Origin of the sequence: Roseateles noduli (genome assembly GCF_050626985.1) — a bacterium.
GTDB lineage: Bacteria > Pseudomonadota > Gammaproteobacteria > Burkholderiales > Burkholderiaceae_C > Roseateles > Roseateles noduli_A.
The window spans coordinates 1913267-1929726 of the sequence record NZ_CP192463.1 but is presented as its reverse complement, the minus strand read 5'-3'; the positions used below and the strand labels follow the sequence as shown (position 1 = coordinate 1929726).

Below are 16460 nucleotides of genomic sequence, written 5' to 3'. Positions count from 1 at the left end.
GGCATCTGATGAGTGCAGGCTGCATCGACCGACGCGCGGGCCGGTGCCCCTCAGAGCGAATGCCGAGCGTGAGGAGGCGATTGAGCGGCGAGGGGCACCGGCCTGCGCGTCGGTCCGCCCGGTCGCCGCACGAGACGCCTCACCCCGGCCTGCGAGCCGGTCTGCCCGGTCGCCGCACGAAGCCGCTCACCCCGGCTTGCGCGACGGCGGCACCCGGCTGCTGTCTTCCCCGTCGAGCGTGGCACCGGGATCTTCCTCCCCGGCGACCGATTCGTCGAATGAATGATCCGGCACGGTCGGCGGACCGGGGTCGTGGGGACGCGGCTTCCCTGGTGTCGCGCCCGGGCCCGCCTGGTCGCTGGCCTCCCTGTCGCTGGCCTTCTTGTCGCTGGCCTCCTTGCCCCGGGCCTCTTCGGTCCCCGGTTCCGGCGCGGGACCCGAGGGCGTGTCGATCGCGTCCACGGGCGTGGGGGCGTCGGGGCCGACGGAGGTGGACGGCGAATTCGGTGCGTTCATGGCAATTCCCGGCAGGCTGCTGGCCGACACGAAGCGGCGTTTGCCCGCGCGCTTGGCCGTCGTCATCGCCGTTTCGGCGAGCCGCATCAGCGACTCCGCCTGGCGGCCATGGTGAGGGGCAAACGCGATGCCGATGCTGGCGGTGACCGACGCATGGTCGCCGTCGGGCAGCCGGATCGGTTCGGCCACCGCGTCGAGCATGCGCCGCAGCGCCGGCCCGGCTTCGTGCTCGGCGCGCAGCGCGGTGAGCAGGATGGCGAACTCGTCGCCGCCCATGCGCGCGACCAGGTCGTGCGTGCGCACGCCCGCCAGCAGCCGCTGCGCCACCACGCGCAGCACCACGTCGCCGGCCTCGTGGCCGAACTGGTCGTTGAGGTCCTTGAAGCCGTCCAGGTCCACCCAGCACACCGCCACCAGGCCCACGCGCTCGCCCAGCAGCGTCATCGCGCCCGCCAGCCGCTCGGTGAAACGCACGCGGTTGGGCAGCCCGGTCAGCGCGTCATGCACGGCCAGGTGCTGCGCAGTGGCCTCGCTCTCCTTGAACGCGGAGATGTCGATCATCATCCAGAGCGACTCGCGCTCGGACACCGACGCGCCGCTGAGGTCGATCCACACCGGCGTGCCGTCCTTGCGCCGCATCCGCAGCTGCTGACGGAAGCGCCGGCCCGCGGCGATCGCGGGGTAGGCGGTGTCGCCGACCTCGCGGAAGCTGTCGTCGTCGAGGTAGAGCGCCCGCGTCGTTTGCCCGTCCAGCTCCCCCGGCGCATAGCCGAAGAGCGACGCCAGCGCGCGGTTCTTCCAGACCACCGTGCGGTCGCGCAGTCGCATCATGCCGACCATGTCGTTGTCCAGCATCAGCGCCTGCTCCAGCGCCAGTTGCTGCAGCCCGATCGCCGCGCGGCGGTCGCGGCGCTGCTGGAGGAAGATCAGCACCGAACATCCCAGCACCGTCAGGATCACCACGCCGGCCAGCGCGCCCTGCTGCAGGACCTCGCCGCGCCAGGCGGCCAGGAACTCCGCCGTGCTCGAGCCGGTGAAGATCGTCAGCGGATAACCGCGCACCTGGCGGTAGCAGGTGATGCGTTCGATGTTGTCGAGCTTGGTCCGCGTCATGTACCAGCCCTGCCGCGGGTTGGCGGCGATCTGGCGCATGAGGTCCTCGGACACGATGACGTCGCCGACGCCGCGGATCGAGTGCGGCTCCGTGGCCGAGTAGCGCGCGATCAGTCGCTGGCTGCGCGTGCGCAGCGAGATCGCGCCTTCCGCGCCGATCGTCAGGCCCTTGAAGCTCTCGATGAAATGTTCCGTCGACAGCGTCGTGTAGACCACGCCGGCGAAGCTGCCGTCCTCGCGCTCCAGCCGGCGCGAGACGGCGATGCCCCACTTGTGCAGGACGCGGCCGAACAGCGGTTCGGAGATGACGATCGCGTCGCCGCCGTCCTTGGCGTCTCTGGCGCGCTGGAAGTAGTCGCGGTCGCCGACGTTGAGCGCGCCTTCCTCGCCGGCCAGTCCGTAGACGACCTGACCGCGCGCGTCGGTGATCCGGATCGCGTCGACCTGCGGCAGCAGGCTGCGCTGGTCGGCCAGCGCGCGCTCCACCGAGCGCCGGACCTGCTCCGGATCGCCGGTGGTCCGCCGGAACTGCAACGCGAGCGTGGACAGCGCGTTGTCGACCTGTTTGAGCTCGGCGCCGATCTCGATGCTGAGGCTGGCGGCCAGGTTCTCGGTGGTTTCCCGGGCGCGGGTGAGGTCGGAGTCGCGTCCGGCCTGCAAGGCCAGCCAGGTGGCCGTCACGACCGCCGCGGCGATGACGAGGTTGCCCGCCGCGAGCCACAGGGCCAGTCGCGTCAGGGAGCGGGGGGCGTAGAGAGGCGGTCGGTCCATCGGAGGCACGCGGGCGAGGCGGTCATCCTAACCGCGACGGACGCCCCGCGGCTCCTCTGGGGGATCGGTGCCGACCCGGTCCGGATCCGGACAGGATCTGGCCGTGGTCCAGCCGTGCTTCAGCCGCATTTCAACCGCGAAGCTGGCGCTCCAGCCCGTCCAGCACCTGGTAGCAGGGCAACACCTGGGCCACGCTGGCATTCGGCTCGCGGCCTTCCCGGATCGCGGCGACGAATTCCCGGTCCTGCAGCTCGATGCCGTTCATCGACACGGCCACGTGGCTGACGTCGACGGTCTCGTCGCGGCCGGTGACGAGGTCGTCGTAGCGGGCGAGGTAGGTGCCGGTGTCGCCGATGTAGCGGAAGAAGGTGCCCAGCGGCCCCTCGTTGTTGAAGGACAGCGACAGCGTGCAGATCGCCCCGTTGGCGGCCTGCAGCTGGAGGCTCATGTCCATCGCGATGCCGAGCGTGGGATGGATGGGCCCCTGCAGCGCGTTCGCCCGCACGACGGGGCTGCCGCATTGCCAGGCGAAGAGGTCCACCGTGTGCGCGGCGTGGTGCCACAGCAGATGGTCGGTCCAGCTGCGCGCCTGGCCCAGCGCGTTCGTGTTGGTGCGGCGGAAGAAATAGGTCTGGACATCCATCTGCTGGATGTTGAACTCGCCGGCCTCGATGCGGCGGCGGATCCACTGGTGGCTCGGATTGAAACGGCGCGTGTGGCCGCACATGGCGACCAGGCCGGTCTCGCGCTGGCGGCGCACGACGGCCTCGCCGTCGGCCAGCACGTCGCACAGCGGGATCTCGACCTGCACGTGCTTGCCCGCGTCCAGGCAGGCCAGCGCCTGCCGCGCATGCAGCTGCGTGGGCGTGCAGAGGATGACGGCGTCGACGTCGTCGCGCGCGAGCGCCTCGTCGAGCTCGGTCGTCGCGTGGTCGATGCCGTACTTCGCGGCGGTCTCGCGGGTCTTGTCGAGATCGCGGCTGATCAGCGACACGACCTCGACGCCGTCGATCGCCTTCAGCGCGTCGAGGTGCTTCTGGCCGAAGGCGCCGGCGCCGGCCAGGGCAATGCGGATCGGTGCGGACATGGGGACTCCATTCAAGGGTTCTCGAGGATCAGGTGACCCACGGCGGTGTTGGACGCGGGCACGTGATAGAAGCGGTGCGCGACGCGCGGCGCGCCGCCGCCATCGAGGTCGGCCATCGCGCCGCGCGCGATCAGCCACATCACGAGCTCGATGCCTTCGGAGCCGGCCTCGCGGACGTAGTCCAGGTGGGGCATCTCCGACAGGCCGCGCGGGTCGGCGATCAGGCGGTCCATCCAGGCGTTGTCCCACTCGCGGTTGATCAGGCCGGCGCGCGGCCCCTGCAGCTGATGGCTCATGCCGCCGGTGCCCCAGACCTGCACGTTCAGCGGCGTGTCGAAGCTCTCCACGGCGCGGCGGATCGCCTGGCCGAGCTGCAGGCAGCGCCGGCCCGACGGCACCGGGTACTGCACGACGTTCACCGCCAGCGGGATCACCGGCACCGGCCAGCCGGGCGCGCCGTCCGGCTGTTCGCCGAACATCAGCGACAGCGGCACCGTCAGGCCGTGGTCGACCGTCATGCGGTTGATCAGCGTCAGGTCGAAGTCCTGCTGGATCACGCTCTGCGCGAGGTGCGCCGCGAGCTCGCCGTGGCCGTGAACCGTCGGCACGGCGCGCGGTCCCCAGCCTTCGTCGGCGGGTTCGTAGCGGTCCGCGGTGCCGAGCGCGAAGGTCGGGATGATGTCCAGGCTGAAGGCGTTCGCGTGGTCGTTGTAGACCAGCACGATCGCGTCGGGCCGGTTCGCGTCCATCCAGCGGCGCGAGGGCTCGTAGCCGGCGAACAGCGGCTGCCAGTACGGGTCCCGCGTGCGGCCCTGGTCCATCGCGACGCCGATCGCCGGCACGTGCGAGGTGTAGACGGACGCGGTGATCCGCGCATGCGTGCTCATCGGGCGCTTCCCTTCGTGTCCTGCTTCTTGTCCTGGCGCATGTCCTGGCGCATGTCGTGTCGAGTGTCCTGCCGCGTGTCGCCCTTCGTCGCGGTGCCCGCGTCGGCGGCGGGCTCCGAAGCGACGGCGGCCCGTCTCGGCGTGCCGTCGGGCCGGCGACCGCCGGCGAGCATCATGTCGCGGTAGTCGCTCTCGCTCATGCCGGTCATGCCGGCGGCCATCTGCTGGTAGCTGCGGCCGTCGGTCGCGCCGATCTTGGCCAGGAAGTAGATGTTGCCGCCCAGCCGGATGCACTGGTTCAGGTCGCGCGCCAGCACCGCGTCCTTCTGCGCCGGCGTCATCGGCCAGTCGGCCAGGTAGGCGCGTTCGTCGGCCTTGAAGCGCTCGCGGTTCTCGGCCTTCATCAGCGACATGCAGAACTGGTTCAGCCAGTAGCCCTTGCGGGCCTGGTCGGCGTCGAAGATGGTGGTGCCGGGGATGTCCTGGTAGGGCTTGTCGATCGGCATGGCGGTCTCCATCAGCGGATGGCCTCGGGCCAGTAGAGCCGCATCGGGTTGTCGACCAGCAGGCGCTGGCGCAACTCGGCGGTGGGAGCGATGCGCGGGATCACGTCGACCAGCAGGCCGTCGTCGGGCATGTGGTCCTTGAGGTTGGGGTGGGGCCAGTCCGTGCCCCAGAGCACGCGGTCCGGGAACTCCTCCACCACGCGCCGCGCGAAGGGGATCACGTCGCGGTAGGGCTCGGGCTCGCCGTCCAGGGCCGGCGGGCCGGCGACGGACAGGCGCTCCGGGCAGGTGACCTTGCTCCAGACGAAGGGGTGCTCGCGCAGGAATCGCAGGAACAGCGCGAACTCGGGTCCGTCCACCGGCTTCGTCACGTCGGGCCGGCCCATGTGGTCGACGACGACCGTGGTCGGCAGCGCGCTGAAGAAGTCCCACAACTCGGGCAGGTCCGGGGCCTCGAAGTAGATGACGACATGCCAGCCCAGCGCCTTCACGCGCTGCGCGATCTCCATCAGTTCGTCGCGCGGCGTGAAGTCGACCAGCCGCTTGACGAAGTTGAAGCGCACGCCGCGCACACCGGCGTCGTGGAGCTCTTGCAGCTGCTCGTCGGTGATGCCGCGACGCACCGTCGCGACGCCGCGCGCGCGGCCGCCGGAGGCGCGGCAGGCATCGACCATGGCGCGGTTGTCGTCGCCGTGGCAGGTCGCCTGGACGATCACGTTGCGGCTGAAGCCGAGCCGGTCGCGCAATGCGAAGAGCTGCGCCTTGCTCGCGTCGCAGGGCGTGTACTTGCGCTCGGGCGCGTAGGGGAACTCGCCGCCCGGGCCGAAGACATGGCAGTGCGCATCGACGGCGCCCTCGGGCAGCTGGAATCGCGGCGTCGACGGGTCGGCGTACCAGTCGAGCCAGCCCGGGGTCTTGTCGAAGCCGCCGGAGGTGGGGAGCGTCATCGCGGGTCCTTCAGGAAAGCTTGGGTTTGGCGAGCTGCGCGAGCAGCCGGTCGGCCTCGGTCCGCCAGTCCGGGCTGCGGCCGAAGTCGGCGTCGCCACGCTGGCCGAAGACGCCGTCCTCGGCCAGGTCGGCCATCCAGGCCTGGCGCTCGGCCGTGCCTTCAGCGCTCCAGGGCGTGAGACCGGCGTCGCGGACCGTCTCGGCGACCTCGCGCACTTCCTCGCTGCGGCGGCGTCCGTGCTGGATCACGCGCTGGAAGAAGTAGGCGGCCTGCTGCTCCCAGTCGATGCCGGGGAAGGTTTCCTTCAGCGAGGCAAGAACCGCGTCCTCCACGCCGTAGTGGCGGGCGGCGGTGAGGCTCTCGATGACCATGGCCTCCAGGCCTTTGATCATGACGCTGCGGCACATCTTGGTCGCGCTGACGATGCCGAACTCGGCGCTGCCGACCTTGGGCGCAAAGCCCAATTGCTTCAGCAACGGTTCGGCTGCCTGCGCATGCGGCCCGCCGAGCAGCAGCGGCACGCGGAGGCGGTAGGGCGGGACGCTCGTCATGACGGCGCCTTCGACATAGCGGCCGCCGTGGGCGTGCACCGCGTCCGCCGCCTCGCGCTTGGCCTTGGGCGATGCGGAGTTGACGTCGAGCACGAAGGTGCCGGGCTTGAGCCCGGCGGCGGTCGAGCGCGCGGCGTCCAGCGTCTGGCTCGCGGTGACGGCGATGACGACGAGGTCCGCCGGCGTCGCGACCATCGTCGCCGAGCTCGTCAGCTCGACGCCGAATTCGACCGCGTGCTCGCGCATCGTGTCGGCGTCCGTCGATGGCGACTCCAGCTTCAGGTCGTAGGCGCTGACCGTGGCGCCGGTCGCGCGCAGGTCCTCGGCCAGGATCCGGCCGACCTCGCCATAGCCGACGAGGCCGATCCGGAGCGCCTGGCGTGGCGTCGCCGACGATGTGTCCGACGACGACGGCAAGGGCGTCTGCGTCTGCGAGGGCGAGGGCGGTACGGCGGTGCTCATGTCAGTCCAGCGAGATGTTGAGCCGCTTGATCAGGTCGGCGTACTTGGCGGACTCGCTCGCGATGAAGGCCTGGTACTGCTCCTTCGTGGTCGGGAAGACGTCGTAGCCGAAGGTGGCGTAGCGCTCGCGGATGTCGGGCTCGGCCAGGGCGGCCTCGATGTCGCGCTGGATCTTTTCCTGCACGGCCTTGGGCAGGCCGCGCGGCGCGGCGATCGTGGTCCAGCCGGTCACCTCGTAGCCGGCGGGGCCGCCGGATTCGCTGACGGTGGGCAGGTCGGGGAAGGCCGGATGGCGCTTCGGCCCGGTGACCGCGATGAAGCGGATCTTGCCGGCGCGCTGCAGCGGACCGGCCGTCGCCATCGAGCCGAGCGCGAAGTTCAGCTCGCCGTTGGCCACGGCGGTGTAGAGCATCGTCGTCTCCTTGTAGACCACGTGCGTCATCTGCGTCTTCGTCATCGCCTCCAGCTGCGCCGCGCCCAGGTGCACCGGGTTGCCGACGGACCAGGAGCCGTAGTTCAGCGCGTTGGGATGGGCCTTGGCGTCGGCCACGATGTCGCCGACGGTCTTGTACTTGCTGCTGGCCGGGACGCCGACGAAGAAGTAGGTCTTGAACAGCGGCGCGATCGGGTCGAAGTCCTTGACCGGGTCGTAGGGCAGCTTCTTGAAGAGGTGCGGGTAGACGACGAGGTGGACGTTGTCCAGCTGGATCAGGTCATGGCCGTCGGTCGCGCCGCGCTTGAAGGCGTCGATCGCGATGAAGCCGTTGGCGCCGGGCTTGTTCTCGACGATCACCGGCTTGCCCCACTTCTTCGAGAGCTTCTCGGCGACGACGCGGGCCACCGTCTCCGGACCGGCGCCGGCCGGGAAGGGCGTGATGATGCGCACGGGCTTGGTCGGCCAGTCGGTGGCCGGCGCTCCCGGCGCGCTGGCCTGGGCGGCCGCCAGGCGCGGCAGCACGGCAGTCATGAGCAGGGCCGCGAGGGTCAGGCCTTGCCCGGTGCGGACGAGGGCGGAGGCGAGGGCAGTGCGGCGGGTCTTGCCCCCTCTCCCGCTTGCGGGAGAGGGCAGGGGTGAGGGCCAGCGGCGGTGGCAGTACGGAACTCCGGTGCTGGAATCCAGCGAGAGTGTGGGGGCAGTCATCGTCGTTGTCTCCGTCGATCTCTTGTCATCGGCGCCCTCTGCAAGGCGGGGCGCTCGGGTGGATGGGAACTGCTGCTCGGGTACTTCGGGTACTTCGGGTATTGCGGAAATTGGTGCTCAGTCGATGTACCGCAACCCGGCCTTGGCCAGCGGTTCGCGCATCTTGTACATGTCCAGGCCGAGCACGCCGGCGGCGAACTGCTCGCGCTTGGCGCTCTCGTTGGCCTCCCGGGCGGCGGCGGCGTCCAGCGTCTTCTGCGCCCGCGCGGCCGGCACGCAGACGATGCCGTCGTCGTCCGCGACGATGACATCGCCCGGATGGACCAGTGCACCGGCGCAGACCACGGGGATGTTCACCGAACCCAGCGTCGCCTTGATCGTGCCCTTGGCGGAGATGCACCTGCTCCAGACCGGGAAGCTCATCTCGTTGAGCGTGCGCACGTCGCGCACGCCGCCGTCGATGATCAGCGCGCGGGCGCCGCGGGCCTTGAACGAGGTCGCGAGCAGGTCGCCGAAGTAGCCGTCCGTGCACTCGGCGGTGACGCCGGCGACGACGAGGTCGCCCTCGCGGATCTGCTCGGCGGCGACGTGGAGCATCCAGTTGTCGCCGGGCTGCAGCAACACCGTGACGGCGGTGCCGGAGACGGCCACGCCGGACTGGATCGGACGCATGTAGGGCTTGAGCAGGCCGACGCGGCCCAGCGCCTCGTGGACCGTCGCCGCGCCGAAGTGCCCGAGCGCGTCCGCGGCGATGCGGTCGGCGCGGGTGATGTTGCGGTAGACGACGCCGAGTTCGTACATGGTGGGGTCCTTCTTCTGGGAAACAGGGGGATCAGGGAATCAGGGGATCGGATGGCGGGATGGGGACATCGGCGGGAGTGCGTTGCGGGCGGCGCGTTTCGGGCGCTCAGACGCCCGGCGAGGCGAGGCCCAGCCGGCGACGCAGCGCATCGTGGCGGGAGGAGGCGAAATCGTCGACGACGCGCTGCGCGGTGGCGGGTTCGGCGGACGTCGCGGCGACGGCGGCGGTGAAGCGGGTGACGATATCGAGTCCGGGCGGCATCGGACCGAGGATCGTCAGGCCGCCATGTCCCAGGAGCTCGCTCAACTGCTGGAAGCCGAGGTCGACATCGCCCTGGGCGACCATCTTCGCCACGGGCACCCCGGCGGGGGATTGATGCAGGCGGTCGGCGAGGGCGTTGCGCAGGTCCCAGCGCTCCAGCAGCTTCAGCAGCGCCTGGCCGCTGGGCCCGGTGGAGTAGCCGATGGCCCGCGCGCCGAGCAGGGCCAGACGCAGCGTCTCGGCGGTATCGACGGCCGGCCGGGCATGGCCTTCGGGCGACGCGATGAACATCGGCGAGTCGGCGATCGGACGCAGCGACCCGGCGCGCAGGCGTCCGGCGTCCAGCAGCCGCGCCATCGCATCGTCGGCGAGCACCACGAGGTCCAGCGATTCGCCCGACTCGACCCGCTTGGCGGCATCCACGCCGCCGATCGATTCGATGCGGATCTCCAGGCCGTGTGCTGCGGTGTACGCGGCCGACAGCTCCGCCAGCAGGGCGCGGGTGGCCATCGAGGAGATGCCGGCGAGGGGTGCGATCACGGGGTGGGTCCGGAGGAGGGAAGGGCCGAAACAGGGCTGAGAAAGGCTCAGAAGGGCCGCGGGAACGGGTGGAGGATCTTCGCGGGTTGCGGCGGATTCTGGTCCCCCTGGCCCTGCCGATCCAGTTCCAGCTTCCACTAGCTGATATTCCGATCCGGCATGTCACGAATGCAGGGCCATGCCGGTTCGTGAGAGCATGCGCCGCATGAACCTGACGCAACTGGAGACTTTCGTCCATGTGGCCGAGCACGGCAGTTTCAGCAAGGCCGCGATGGTGCTGGGCGTGGCGCAGCCGGCGCTGAGCCGACAGGTGCGGGCGCTGGAAACGGAGCTGCACGAGACCCTGCTGCTGCGCAACGGCCGCGGCGTGGAACTGACCGAGGCGGGACGGCGCCTGCTGCAGCACGGGCAGGACATCCTGAACCTGGTCAGTCATGCCAAGGACGACCTGCGCGCACGGCGCAGCGAGCCGGTGGGGCAGATCACGATCGCGATGCCGCCGACGCTGGCGCGGCTGCACACGCTGGCGCTGATCCGGGCCTTCCAGGCGGAGATGCCGCAGGCGCGGCTGACGATCATGGAGGGGTTTTCGGTGCACCTGACCGAATGGCTGCTGACCGGGCGCACGGACCTGGCGCTGGTCTACAACCCGGAGCCGGTGCCGGCGCTGGAGATCCTGCCGCTGCGGCGCGAGCGGCTGTGCCTGGTCAGCCCCAAGGACCAGGCGCCGGCGCGACCGCCGACCTTGTCGCAGCTGTCGCGGTATCCGCTGGTGATGCCGCAGCGGGGCCACATCTTCCGCGCGCTGATGGAGCAGGCGGCGGCCATGGCGGGCGTGCAGCTCGACGTGCGATGGGAGGTGGCGAGCGTGCCGGCGATCCTGGACTGCGTCGCCGCCGGCATCGGCCATGCGGCGCTGGGTGAGGATGCGCTGCAGATCTACGAGCGGCCCGAGCGTCTGGTCACGACGCCGTTCGCGAAGGCGGACATCCAGAGCACCTTGTGCCTGGTCACGCCGACCAGCAAACGGGCGACGCCGTTGATGCAGAAGACGGCGGGGGTGCTCATGAGGATGGTGGGGGAGGCGCGCTGATCGGGTCTGATGCGGCGGGGGCCTTCCGCGCAGTCTTCACGGGCGTCACACCCTTGTCATCACCAGAAGAGGATCGACTGGCGACGCCACGAATCCCCGCTTCAAGTAGAAGCTCTTTGCCGCCTGATCGATCGCATGCACCAGCACGGCCTTGCCGCCTGCGATCCGGCCCGCCTGCTGGACTCGTGCCAGAGCGTCACTGACGAGGGCGGCGCCGAGCCCCCTTCCATTCCAGGAGAAGTCCACGGCAAGCCGCCCAAGCAGGTAGGTCGGAATCGGAGACGGGGCATTGCGCCGAATGGGTCGGGCCGCCAGTGGGACATCCAGGGCAGTCGGCGCGAGCGAGTAGTACCCGATCACCTCATCATGCGCGGTAGTGACGACGTATGTCCTGGAGGATCCGGTCGCCTGATTGGGCAACGCTCGTTGCTGCAACCAACGATCCAGGATCACACGCCCACAGCTGAACTGGTCGCACAAATGGCTCGCGGTGAGCAGCTGCGGCGTTGCAGTCGGGGAAGAGGGGAGGCCTTCCACGGCTATGCCCTCGCCAGCAGCTTCTGGAATGCGAGGTCCTCGATCGGCGGATGAGGGACGGGCTGCTCGCAGTCGCTCACGGGTTCATCGCCCATGCAGAACGTGGCGGCATCGAGGATCGTGGCTTCAGTGGCATCAAGCACCGCATCCAGCATGAATTCAGAACGGTTCTTCCGCGTCAAGGTCGCTGCGCGGTCGATCAGGTTGCAGAAGTCTTCTGGCACTTGAAGATGGACGAAGGTGAAGGTGTTCAGTGCGCTCATGGTCCGTACGAATGCTTTGACGATCAGAGGGTCGACATGCTGCTGCCCATGCAGCCCCGAAGCAAGCCAGCCGGCGGGTGTCGCGACAGAAATCCGGCGTTCCGTTGACGTGCCTCAAAGAATCTCTGCGCGACGACGTCATGCTCCATGAAGGCGCGTGCACGCGCATCGCCCCGAGTGGGGCAATGAAGAGGGCCGACCAATGGGGGAAATGCGGGGGGTGGGGGGACGGAGAGAGACGACAGCGGCGCTCAGGCCGCCTTCGCTGCCGGCGGCTTCGCGCGCTTCACGTACTGCGGCAGGAAGCTGCGCTTTTCCTGGCCGAATGCGACGGTCACGCTGTCCGTGCTGGCCTCGACCACCACGCCGCCGCCGTAGCGCTTGACGCGCACCGCGTCGCCCGGCTGGAACACCGCGGCGATCACGGGCGGCCCATTGCGCGGTGCGTCGGGCTGTGCATCCGGCGTTGACGCGGCGCCGTGCGTCGAAGACGCCCGCTCGTGCGCATCGATGCGCTCGCAGTTGTCGCAGCCGTGGCAGCGGTCGAAGCCCGCCGCCTCATCGAACGCCTCCAGCATCACGCGCCATCGGCACAGGCCGCTCTGCGCGTAGAACACCATCTGCTCGAGCCGGCGGCGGTCCTGCCGGGCTTTGGCTTCATAGCGGGCCAGCGCCTCCAGCAGTGCCGCGACATCGCCAGGCGCAGGATCGGCGAGCTGGAAAGCGTCGCCGTCTTCCGTCAGCCATCCCTCGCGGACCAGCAGCCCGGTGAGCACTTCGAGCTTGTTGCGCGGCCGATTGAGCCGGTCCCTCAGCGCATCGAGCGTCCAGCCGGCATCGTCCGGCGCAGGCGTTCGCAGCGCCTCCGTCACCGCCTGCGCGTCGGCCGGCACCGGATACCGGCCGTTCAGAAAGAACTGCTGCACGGCGCGGTCGCCGGCGACGAACAGCAGCGTGCAGTCGGCGCGCTCGCCGTCGCGGCCCGCGCGGCCTGACTCCTGGTAGTAGACGTCGAGCCCCGCCGGCACCTGGTAATGGATGATGCGACGGATGTCCGGCTTGTCGATGCCCAGCCCGAACGCGTTCGTCGCCACCATCACGCGCGCGTCGCCGCGCATGAACCGGTCCTGCGCTTCATGGCGCTGCGCAGCGCGCAGTCGACCGTGGTACAGCGCAGAGGAGACGCCCGCACCGACCAACGCGTCGTGCACCGACTCCGCCGCCTTCACGGTGGCCGTATAGACGATGGTGGCGGGCAACTGGAACGCCGCCCCTGCCTCCGCCTCCGCGTCTGCCCCTGCCTCCGCCTCCGCGTCTGCCTCTGCCTCTGCCTTTGCCTTTGCCTTTGCCTCGGCTTTTGAGTTTGGGGTTACCTCTGCCGCTGCGTCGATGGCCGTGCCGGCGTCGACCGGGGAGTCGTCCGATCCATCGGGGCCGCTCGAGGGCTTCGCCGTCACGAGCGCCAGCAAGCGCCGGAGCTTGTCCTCGTCGTCCGCCAGCGGCTCGACGCGATAGTGCAGGTTCGAGCGGTAGGTGCCGCCGATGAGGCAGCCCGCGGCGGGGATGTCGAGCTGCCGCGCGATGTCCTCGACGACCTCCGCCGACGCCGTCGCCGTGAGCGCGAGCACGGCGGGCCGACCCAGGCGCTCGCGGGCGTCGCCGACGCGCAGGAAGGCCGGGCGGAAGTCATGGCCCCATTCGGAGATGCAATGCGCTTCGTCGACGACGAGCAGGTCCGTCGGACGCTGCGCGAGGCGCTCGACCCAGTCGGCGTCGTCCAGCCCTTCCGGCGTCAGCAGGACGACCTTCGCGCTGCCGTCGAGTGCCATCGACTCCTGCTCCGCGAGCGACGCCGCGTCGAGGCCGCTGTGCACCTGCGCGCATCGGATGCCGAGCGCGCCGAGCCGCTCGCACTGGTCCTTCATCAGCGCGATCAGCGGGGACACGACGACCGTGCGCCCCGACAGCAGCACTGCGGGCAACTGATAGCAAAGCGACTTGCCGGCGCCGGTCGGCATCACCGCGAGCGTGTTCAACCCACGCAGCACGCGATCGATGACGTCTTTTTGACCGGGTCGCCAGACGCGCAGCCCGAAGCGGCGCAGTTGCTGAAGCAGGAGGCGTTCTGAAGGCGCTTGTCGACGCGTGGTCATGGTGGTGTCTAGGCGTGCGGGTCGGGATTTCCGCGATGGCGTGAGCAAGCCGCGCGCCCAAGCGGTATTTCCTGCCAGGGCCGCGGTTCCGCTGTGGGTGTCCCGCTAGGCGCAAACCGGAGCCATAGCAGCGCTATGGCGAGGATTTGCAACGACGCGGGGCGCCCACAGCGGGACCGCGGTGCGTTCGTAGGGCGGGCACAGGGGTTGCCTAGAGCTTTCATGCCGCTCGCGTTCGGCCTGTTTCGCCGCACGCTGGGCCCGACCCACGTCACAACATTCCGGAGATCGCCATGATCAGCACCATCCTGCTCGTCATCCTCATCCTGCTCCTGATCGGCGCACTGCCGTCCTGGCCGCACAGCCGAAGCTGGGGTTACGGCCCCAGCGGCGGCCTGGGCCTGGTCGTCCTGATCCTGATCGTCCTGCTGCTGATGGGCTACATCTGATCGCGTCCCGCCTGTGCCCGCTGGCGAGCGCCCTTCGCGGGCGTTCTCCGCGTGCCTGGCGGGCGCCGGAACGCCGGGCGTGCCCGACGCTCACGCGCCCAGCAGCGACTGCCCGCAGACCCGCAAGACCTGACCCGTGAGCGGGTGCGCGCCCGGCGACGCCAGGAAAGCGATCGCCTCCGCCACGTCCGCCGGCGTGCCCCCTTGCTTGAGCGAATTCAAGCGGCGGCCGGCCTCGCGCACCATCAGCGGCATGCGGCGCGTCATCGCGGTCTCGATGAAGCCCGGAGCGACGGCGTTGATCGTTCCGCCGCGTCCATCGAGCGTCGCCGCCCGCGCGCCCACATAGCCGATCAGCGCGGCCTTCGAGGCGCTGTAGTTGGTCTGCCCGGCATTGCCGGCGATGCCGCTGATCGACGACAGGCAGATCTCGCGCGCGCCGGCGTTCAGCAGTCCGGTGTCGTCCAGCCGCGCGTCGATCGCGAGGATCGCCGCCAGGTTCACCGCCATCACCGAATCCCACTCCACCGGCGACATCCGCGCCAGCGTCCGGTCGCGCGTGATGCCCGCGTTGTGCACCAGCACGTCCACGCCATGCAGACGCCGCACCGCATCGAGCAGTTCGTCGACAGCCCCCGGCGCCGTCAGGTCCGTCGCGAGCAGCGAGCCGCCGATCTCGCGCGCCAGCCCCTCCAGCGGCTGCCGTGCCGCGGGCACGTCGACGCACAGCACGCGCATCCCGTCGAGCGCCAGCCGCCGGGCCGTGGCCGCGCCGATGCCGCCCGCCGCGCCCGTGACCAGTGCCACCGGCGCGCGCTCGTCGTCGATCCGCGGCTCGACGTCCTTGCGCCAGGACAGGACCTGTCCCGACACATAGGCGGATCGATCCGTGCCGAAGAATCGCAAGGCACCCGCCAAGGATTCCATCGACGCCGCGCCTTCCTGCAGCACAAGGGCGTTGGCCGTCGCGCCGCGCCGACCAGCTTCCTTGGCCAGCGCGCGGACGAAGCCCTGCACCGCATGCAGGCAGGCCGCTTCCGCCGCGCTCATGACGCCGGCCGACGTCAGCGCCAGGACGCGACCGCCCGGCGCGAGCCGGACCAGCGCCAGCTGGGCCTGCTCGAACAGCGCGCGCAGGCCCGCGAGGTCGCGACAACCGGTCGCGTCGATCACCAGCGTCCGTACCGGACCGTCACCGCTCGGCGTGCCGCCTTGCGCGACGATCGCGGCCAGCAGGGACGGCAACGGCGCCGCGCTGCCCGGGGCGATCGCAAGCACGGACCGACCCGCGAGTTCCTCGTCGACCCAGGCGTTCTGGCGCCGCGGCAACGGCACCGGTTGCGGCAGGTTGAACAGGCGTGCGATGCGACGGCCGAACGGGTGCTGGACGAAGTGGAGCAGGCGATCGGTCATGGCGGCGAGGTGGGCGACGTCGGCAAGGTCGCGGCGGAGGGCTGGGAACGGCGCGCAGTGTAGGCGCGCCCGGATGTGCCACCGCTCAACGTCAACCCGATGCGCGTCTCCCGTTCGTCCGATCGCGCAAAGGGGGCGCCGCCGTGCATGCGCGCGATCGCGTCGACGATCGACAGACCCAGACCGAGGTGATCGGCGCCTGTCGCTGCGCTGCTGGCCATGGACCGGTCGGCGCCGTTCGCACCGTTCGCCCCGTTCGCGCCGTTCGCGATGTTCGCGCCGGTTGAGACGTTCGAAGCGTCCGCAACGTTTGTGGCTTGCGCATCGCCCGCGCGATAGAACCGGTCGAACAGCCGCGGCAGCCGCTTCGCCGGAATGACCGGTCCCAGGTTCGCGACCCACAGGCGGACCTGGCCCGACCGCGCGCCCTCGATGCCGACGCGCAGCACGCTGCCGACGGTGGCGTAGCGCGTCGCGTTGGCGATCAGGTTGGACAGCGCGCGCTTGAGCAGCGCGGCGTCGAAGTCGCCGGCCGCCTCGCCCTCGACGCGCAGCGACAGGCCCGCCTCCTCGATGGCGGCGTCGTGGTACTCGGCGACCTCGGCCGCCAGGGCCGCGAGGCTGTCGACGCGCTGCCGGCGTGCGCGGTGTCCCCCATAGGCCCGTGACAGGAACAGCATGTCGCCCACGATGCCCTGCATGCGGCGCAGTTCCTCGAGGTGGGGGCCGAGGCGATCCCTGGCCTCGGGCGGCAGGCTGGCGTCGCGCATCGTGAGCTCGGTGCCGGTGATCAGCGTGGCGAGCGGTGTCCGCAGCTCGTGCGCGACGTTGGCGCTGAACGCTTCCACCTGGGCCTGGGTGCGACGTTGCCGCTCCAGCATCGCGGTCAGCTGGTCGACGCGTTGGCGCAGCGCCCGCAGCAGTCCTCCGGCGCTGCGCAACGATGACAAAACGGTCATCCGCATG

The 16460-nt window shown here is 70.2% G+C and carries 16 protein-coding genes; 2 read left to right on the top strand and 14 right to left on the bottom strand.

Annotated elements, in window-relative coordinates:
- Nucleotides 1-186 precede the first annotated feature (186 nt).
- The 9 genes from ACQ4L4_RS08355 to ACQ4L4_RS08315 all read right to left on the bottom strand — a co-directional run bounded on the left by ACQ4L4_RS08355 (nucleotide 187) and on the right by ACQ4L4_RS08315 (nucleotide 9586).
- Entirely contained in the window at nucleotides 187-2400 is a 2214-nt protein-coding gene (locus ACQ4L4_RS08355) for a diguanylate cyclase domain-containing protein (RefSeq protein WP_431103787.1), read from the bottom strand.
- A 130-nt stretch (nucleotides 2401-2530) separates the two neighbouring features.
- Complete coding sequence (locus ACQ4L4_RS08350) at nucleotides 2531-3487, bottom strand: Gfo/Idh/MocA family oxidoreductase (RefSeq protein ID WP_431103786.1); 957 nt, start codon at nucleotides 3485-3487, stop codon at nucleotides 2531-2533.
- 11 nt (nucleotides 3488-3498) lie between these two features.
- Nucleotides 3499-4374: a class III extradiol dioxygenase subunit beta gene (locus tag ACQ4L4_RS08345; RefSeq protein WP_431103785.1), complete on the bottom strand. Its 876-nt coding sequence runs from the start codon at nucleotides 4372-4374 to the stop codon at nucleotides 3499-3501.
- Nucleotides 4371-4880 carry a protocatechuate 4,5-dioxygenase subunit alpha gene (ligA, locus tag ACQ4L4_RS08340; protein ID WP_431103784.1) on the bottom strand — a complete coding sequence of 170 codons (510 nt, stop codon included), beginning with the start codon at nucleotides 4878-4880 and terminating at the stop codon, nucleotides 4371-4373. The genes ACQ4L4_RS08345 and ligA overlap by 4 nt, the downstream gene beginning before the upstream one ends.
- A gap of 11 nt (nucleotides 4881-4891) precedes the next feature.
- Nucleotides 4892-5827 carry an amidohydrolase family protein gene (locus ACQ4L4_RS08335; RefSeq protein WP_431103783.1) on the bottom strand — a complete coding sequence of 312 codons (936 nt, stop codon included), beginning with the start codon at nucleotides 5825-5827 and terminating at the stop codon, nucleotides 4892-4894.
- 10 nt (nucleotides 5828-5837) lie between these two features.
- Nucleotides 5838-6842 carry a DUF1932 domain-containing protein gene (locus ACQ4L4_RS08330; RefSeq protein ID WP_431103782.1) on the bottom strand — a complete coding sequence of 335 codons (1005 nt, stop codon included), beginning with the start codon at nucleotides 6840-6842 and terminating at the stop codon, nucleotides 5838-5840.
- Between the two features lies 1 nt (nucleotide 6843).
- Nucleotides 6844-7809, bottom strand: a complete 966-nt coding sequence (locus tag ACQ4L4_RS08325; protein WP_431103781.1) for a Bug family tripartite tricarboxylate transporter substrate binding protein — start codon at nucleotides 7807-7809, stop codon at nucleotides 6844-6846.
- Between the two features lie 291 nt (nucleotides 7810-8100).
- Nucleotides 8101-8784, bottom strand: a complete 684-nt coding sequence (gene ligK, locus ACQ4L4_RS08320) for a 4-carboxy-4-hydroxy-2-oxoadipate aldolase/oxaloacetate decarboxylase (RefSeq protein ID WP_431103780.1) — start codon at nucleotides 8782-8784, stop codon at nucleotides 8101-8103.
- 106 nt (nucleotides 8785-8890) lie between these two features.
- Complete coding sequence (locus tag ACQ4L4_RS08315; protein WP_431103779.1) at nucleotides 8891-9586, bottom strand: substrate-binding domain-containing protein; 696 nt, start codon at nucleotides 9584-9586, stop codon at nucleotides 8891-8893.
- A gap of 205 nt (nucleotides 9587-9791) precedes the next feature.
- Between ACQ4L4_RS08315 and ACQ4L4_RS08310 the strand changes: the two genes are divergently transcribed.
- Nucleotides 9792-10679 (top strand): LysR family transcriptional regulator, encoded by an 888-nt coding sequence (locus tag ACQ4L4_RS08310; RefSeq protein ID WP_431103778.1) that lies wholly within the window; start codon nucleotides 9792-9794, stop codon nucleotides 10677-10679.
- Between the two features lie 45 nt (nucleotides 10680-10724).
- On the opposite strand, the gene ACQ4L4_RS08305 is transcribed toward ACQ4L4_RS08310, so the two are convergent.
- From ACQ4L4_RS08305 to ACQ4L4_RS08295, 3 genes are all read right to left on the bottom strand, one after another.
- Nucleotides 10725-11216 carry a GNAT family N-acetyltransferase gene (locus ACQ4L4_RS08305; protein ID WP_431103777.1) on the bottom strand — a complete coding sequence of 164 codons (492 nt, stop codon included), beginning with the start codon at nucleotides 11214-11216 and terminating at the stop codon, nucleotides 10725-10727.
- Nucleotides 11217-11218: 2 nt separating this feature from the next.
- Nucleotides 11219-11479 carry a DUF1778 domain-containing protein gene (locus tag ACQ4L4_RS08300; RefSeq protein ID WP_377154902.1) on the bottom strand — a complete coding sequence of 87 codons (261 nt, stop codon included), beginning with the start codon at nucleotides 11477-11479 and terminating at the stop codon, nucleotides 11219-11221.
- A gap of 251 nt (nucleotides 11480-11730) precedes the next feature.
- On the bottom strand, nucleotides 11731-13632 hold the full coding sequence (locus ACQ4L4_RS08295; protein WP_431103776.1) for a RecQ family ATP-dependent DNA helicase: 1902 nt from the start codon (nucleotides 13630-13632) through the stop codon (nucleotides 11731-11733).
- A 293-nt stretch (nucleotides 13633-13925) separates the two neighbouring features.
- On the opposite strand from ACQ4L4_RS08295, the gene ACQ4L4_RS08290 reads away from it, so the two are divergent.
- Nucleotides 13926-14081, top strand: a complete 156-nt coding sequence (locus ACQ4L4_RS08290; protein WP_377154904.1) for a DUF3309 family protein — start codon at nucleotides 13926-13928, stop codon at nucleotides 14079-14081.
- 90 nt (nucleotides 14082-14171) lie between these two features.
- On the opposite strand, the gene ACQ4L4_RS08285 is transcribed toward ACQ4L4_RS08290, so the two are convergent.
- On the bottom strand, nucleotides 14172-15494 hold the full coding sequence (locus ACQ4L4_RS08285) for a 3-oxoacyl-ACP reductase (RefSeq protein WP_431103775.1): 1323 nt from the start codon (nucleotides 15492-15494) through the stop codon (nucleotides 14172-14174).
- The gene (locus tag ACQ4L4_RS08280) at nucleotides 15491-16459 is read right to left on the bottom strand and encodes an ATP-binding protein (RefSeq protein ID WP_431103774.1); all 969 of its coding nucleotides are present in this window, start codon (nucleotides 16457-16459) and stop codon (nucleotides 15491-15493) included. The genes ACQ4L4_RS08285 and ACQ4L4_RS08280 overlap by 4 nt, the downstream gene beginning before the upstream one ends.
- Nucleotide 16460 lies beyond the last annotated feature (1 nt).

Bases quoted from the DNA above. Each gene is read 5' to 3' on its own strand.
- ACQ4L4_RS08355 (WP_431103787.1), bottom strand. From the start codon at position 2,400: ATGGACCGACCGCCTCTCTACGCCCCCCGCTCCCTGACGCGACTGGCC.
- ACQ4L4_RS08350 (WP_431103786.1), bottom strand. From the start codon at position 3,487: ATGTCCGCACCGATCCGCATTGCCCTGGCCGGCGCCGGCGCCTTCGGC.
- ACQ4L4_RS08345 (WP_431103785.1), bottom strand. From the start codon at position 4,374: ATGAGCACGCATGCGCGGATCACCGCGTCCGTCTACACCTCGCACGTG.
- ligA (WP_431103784.1), bottom strand. From the start codon at position 4,880: ATGCCGATCGACAAGCCCTACCAGGACATCCCCGGCACCACCATCTTC.
- ACQ4L4_RS08335 (WP_431103783.1), bottom strand. From the start codon at position 5,827: ATGACGCTCCCCACCTCCGGCGGCTTCGACAAGACCCCGGGCTGGCTC.
- ACQ4L4_RS08330 (WP_431103782.1), bottom strand. From the start codon at position 6,842: ATGAGCACCGCCGTACCGCCCTCGCCCTCGCAGACGCAGACGCCCTTG.
- ACQ4L4_RS08325 (WP_431103781.1), bottom strand. From the start codon at position 7,809: ATGACTGCCGTGCTGCCGCGCCTGGCGGCCGCCCAGGCCAGCGCGCCG.
- ligK (WP_431103780.1), bottom strand. From the start codon at position 8,784: ATGTACGAACTCGGCGTCGTCTACCGCAACATCACCCGCGCCGACCGC.
- ACQ4L4_RS08310 (WP_431103778.1), top strand. From the start codon at position 9,792: ATGAACCTGACGCAACTGGAGACTTTCGTCCATGTGGCCGAGCACGGC.
- ACQ4L4_RS08300 (WP_377154902.1), bottom strand. From the start codon at position 11,479: ATGAGCGCACTGAACACCTTCACCTTCGTCCATCTTCAAGTGCCAGAA.
- ACQ4L4_RS08295 (WP_431103776.1), bottom strand. From the start codon at position 13,632: ATGACCACGCGTCGACAAGCGCCTTCAGAACGCCTCCTGCTTCAGCAA.
- ACQ4L4_RS08290 (WP_377154904.1), top strand. From the start codon at position 13,926: ATGATCAGCACCATCCTGCTCGTCATCCTCATCCTGCTCCTGATCGGC.
- ACQ4L4_RS08285 (WP_431103775.1), bottom strand. From the start codon at position 15,494: ATGACCGATCGCCTGCTCCACTTCGTCCAGCACCCGTTCGGCCGTCGC.
- ACQ4L4_RS08280 (WP_431103774.1), bottom strand. From the start codon at position 16,459: ATGCGGATGACCGTTTTGTCATCGTTGCGCAGCGCCGGAGGACTGCTG.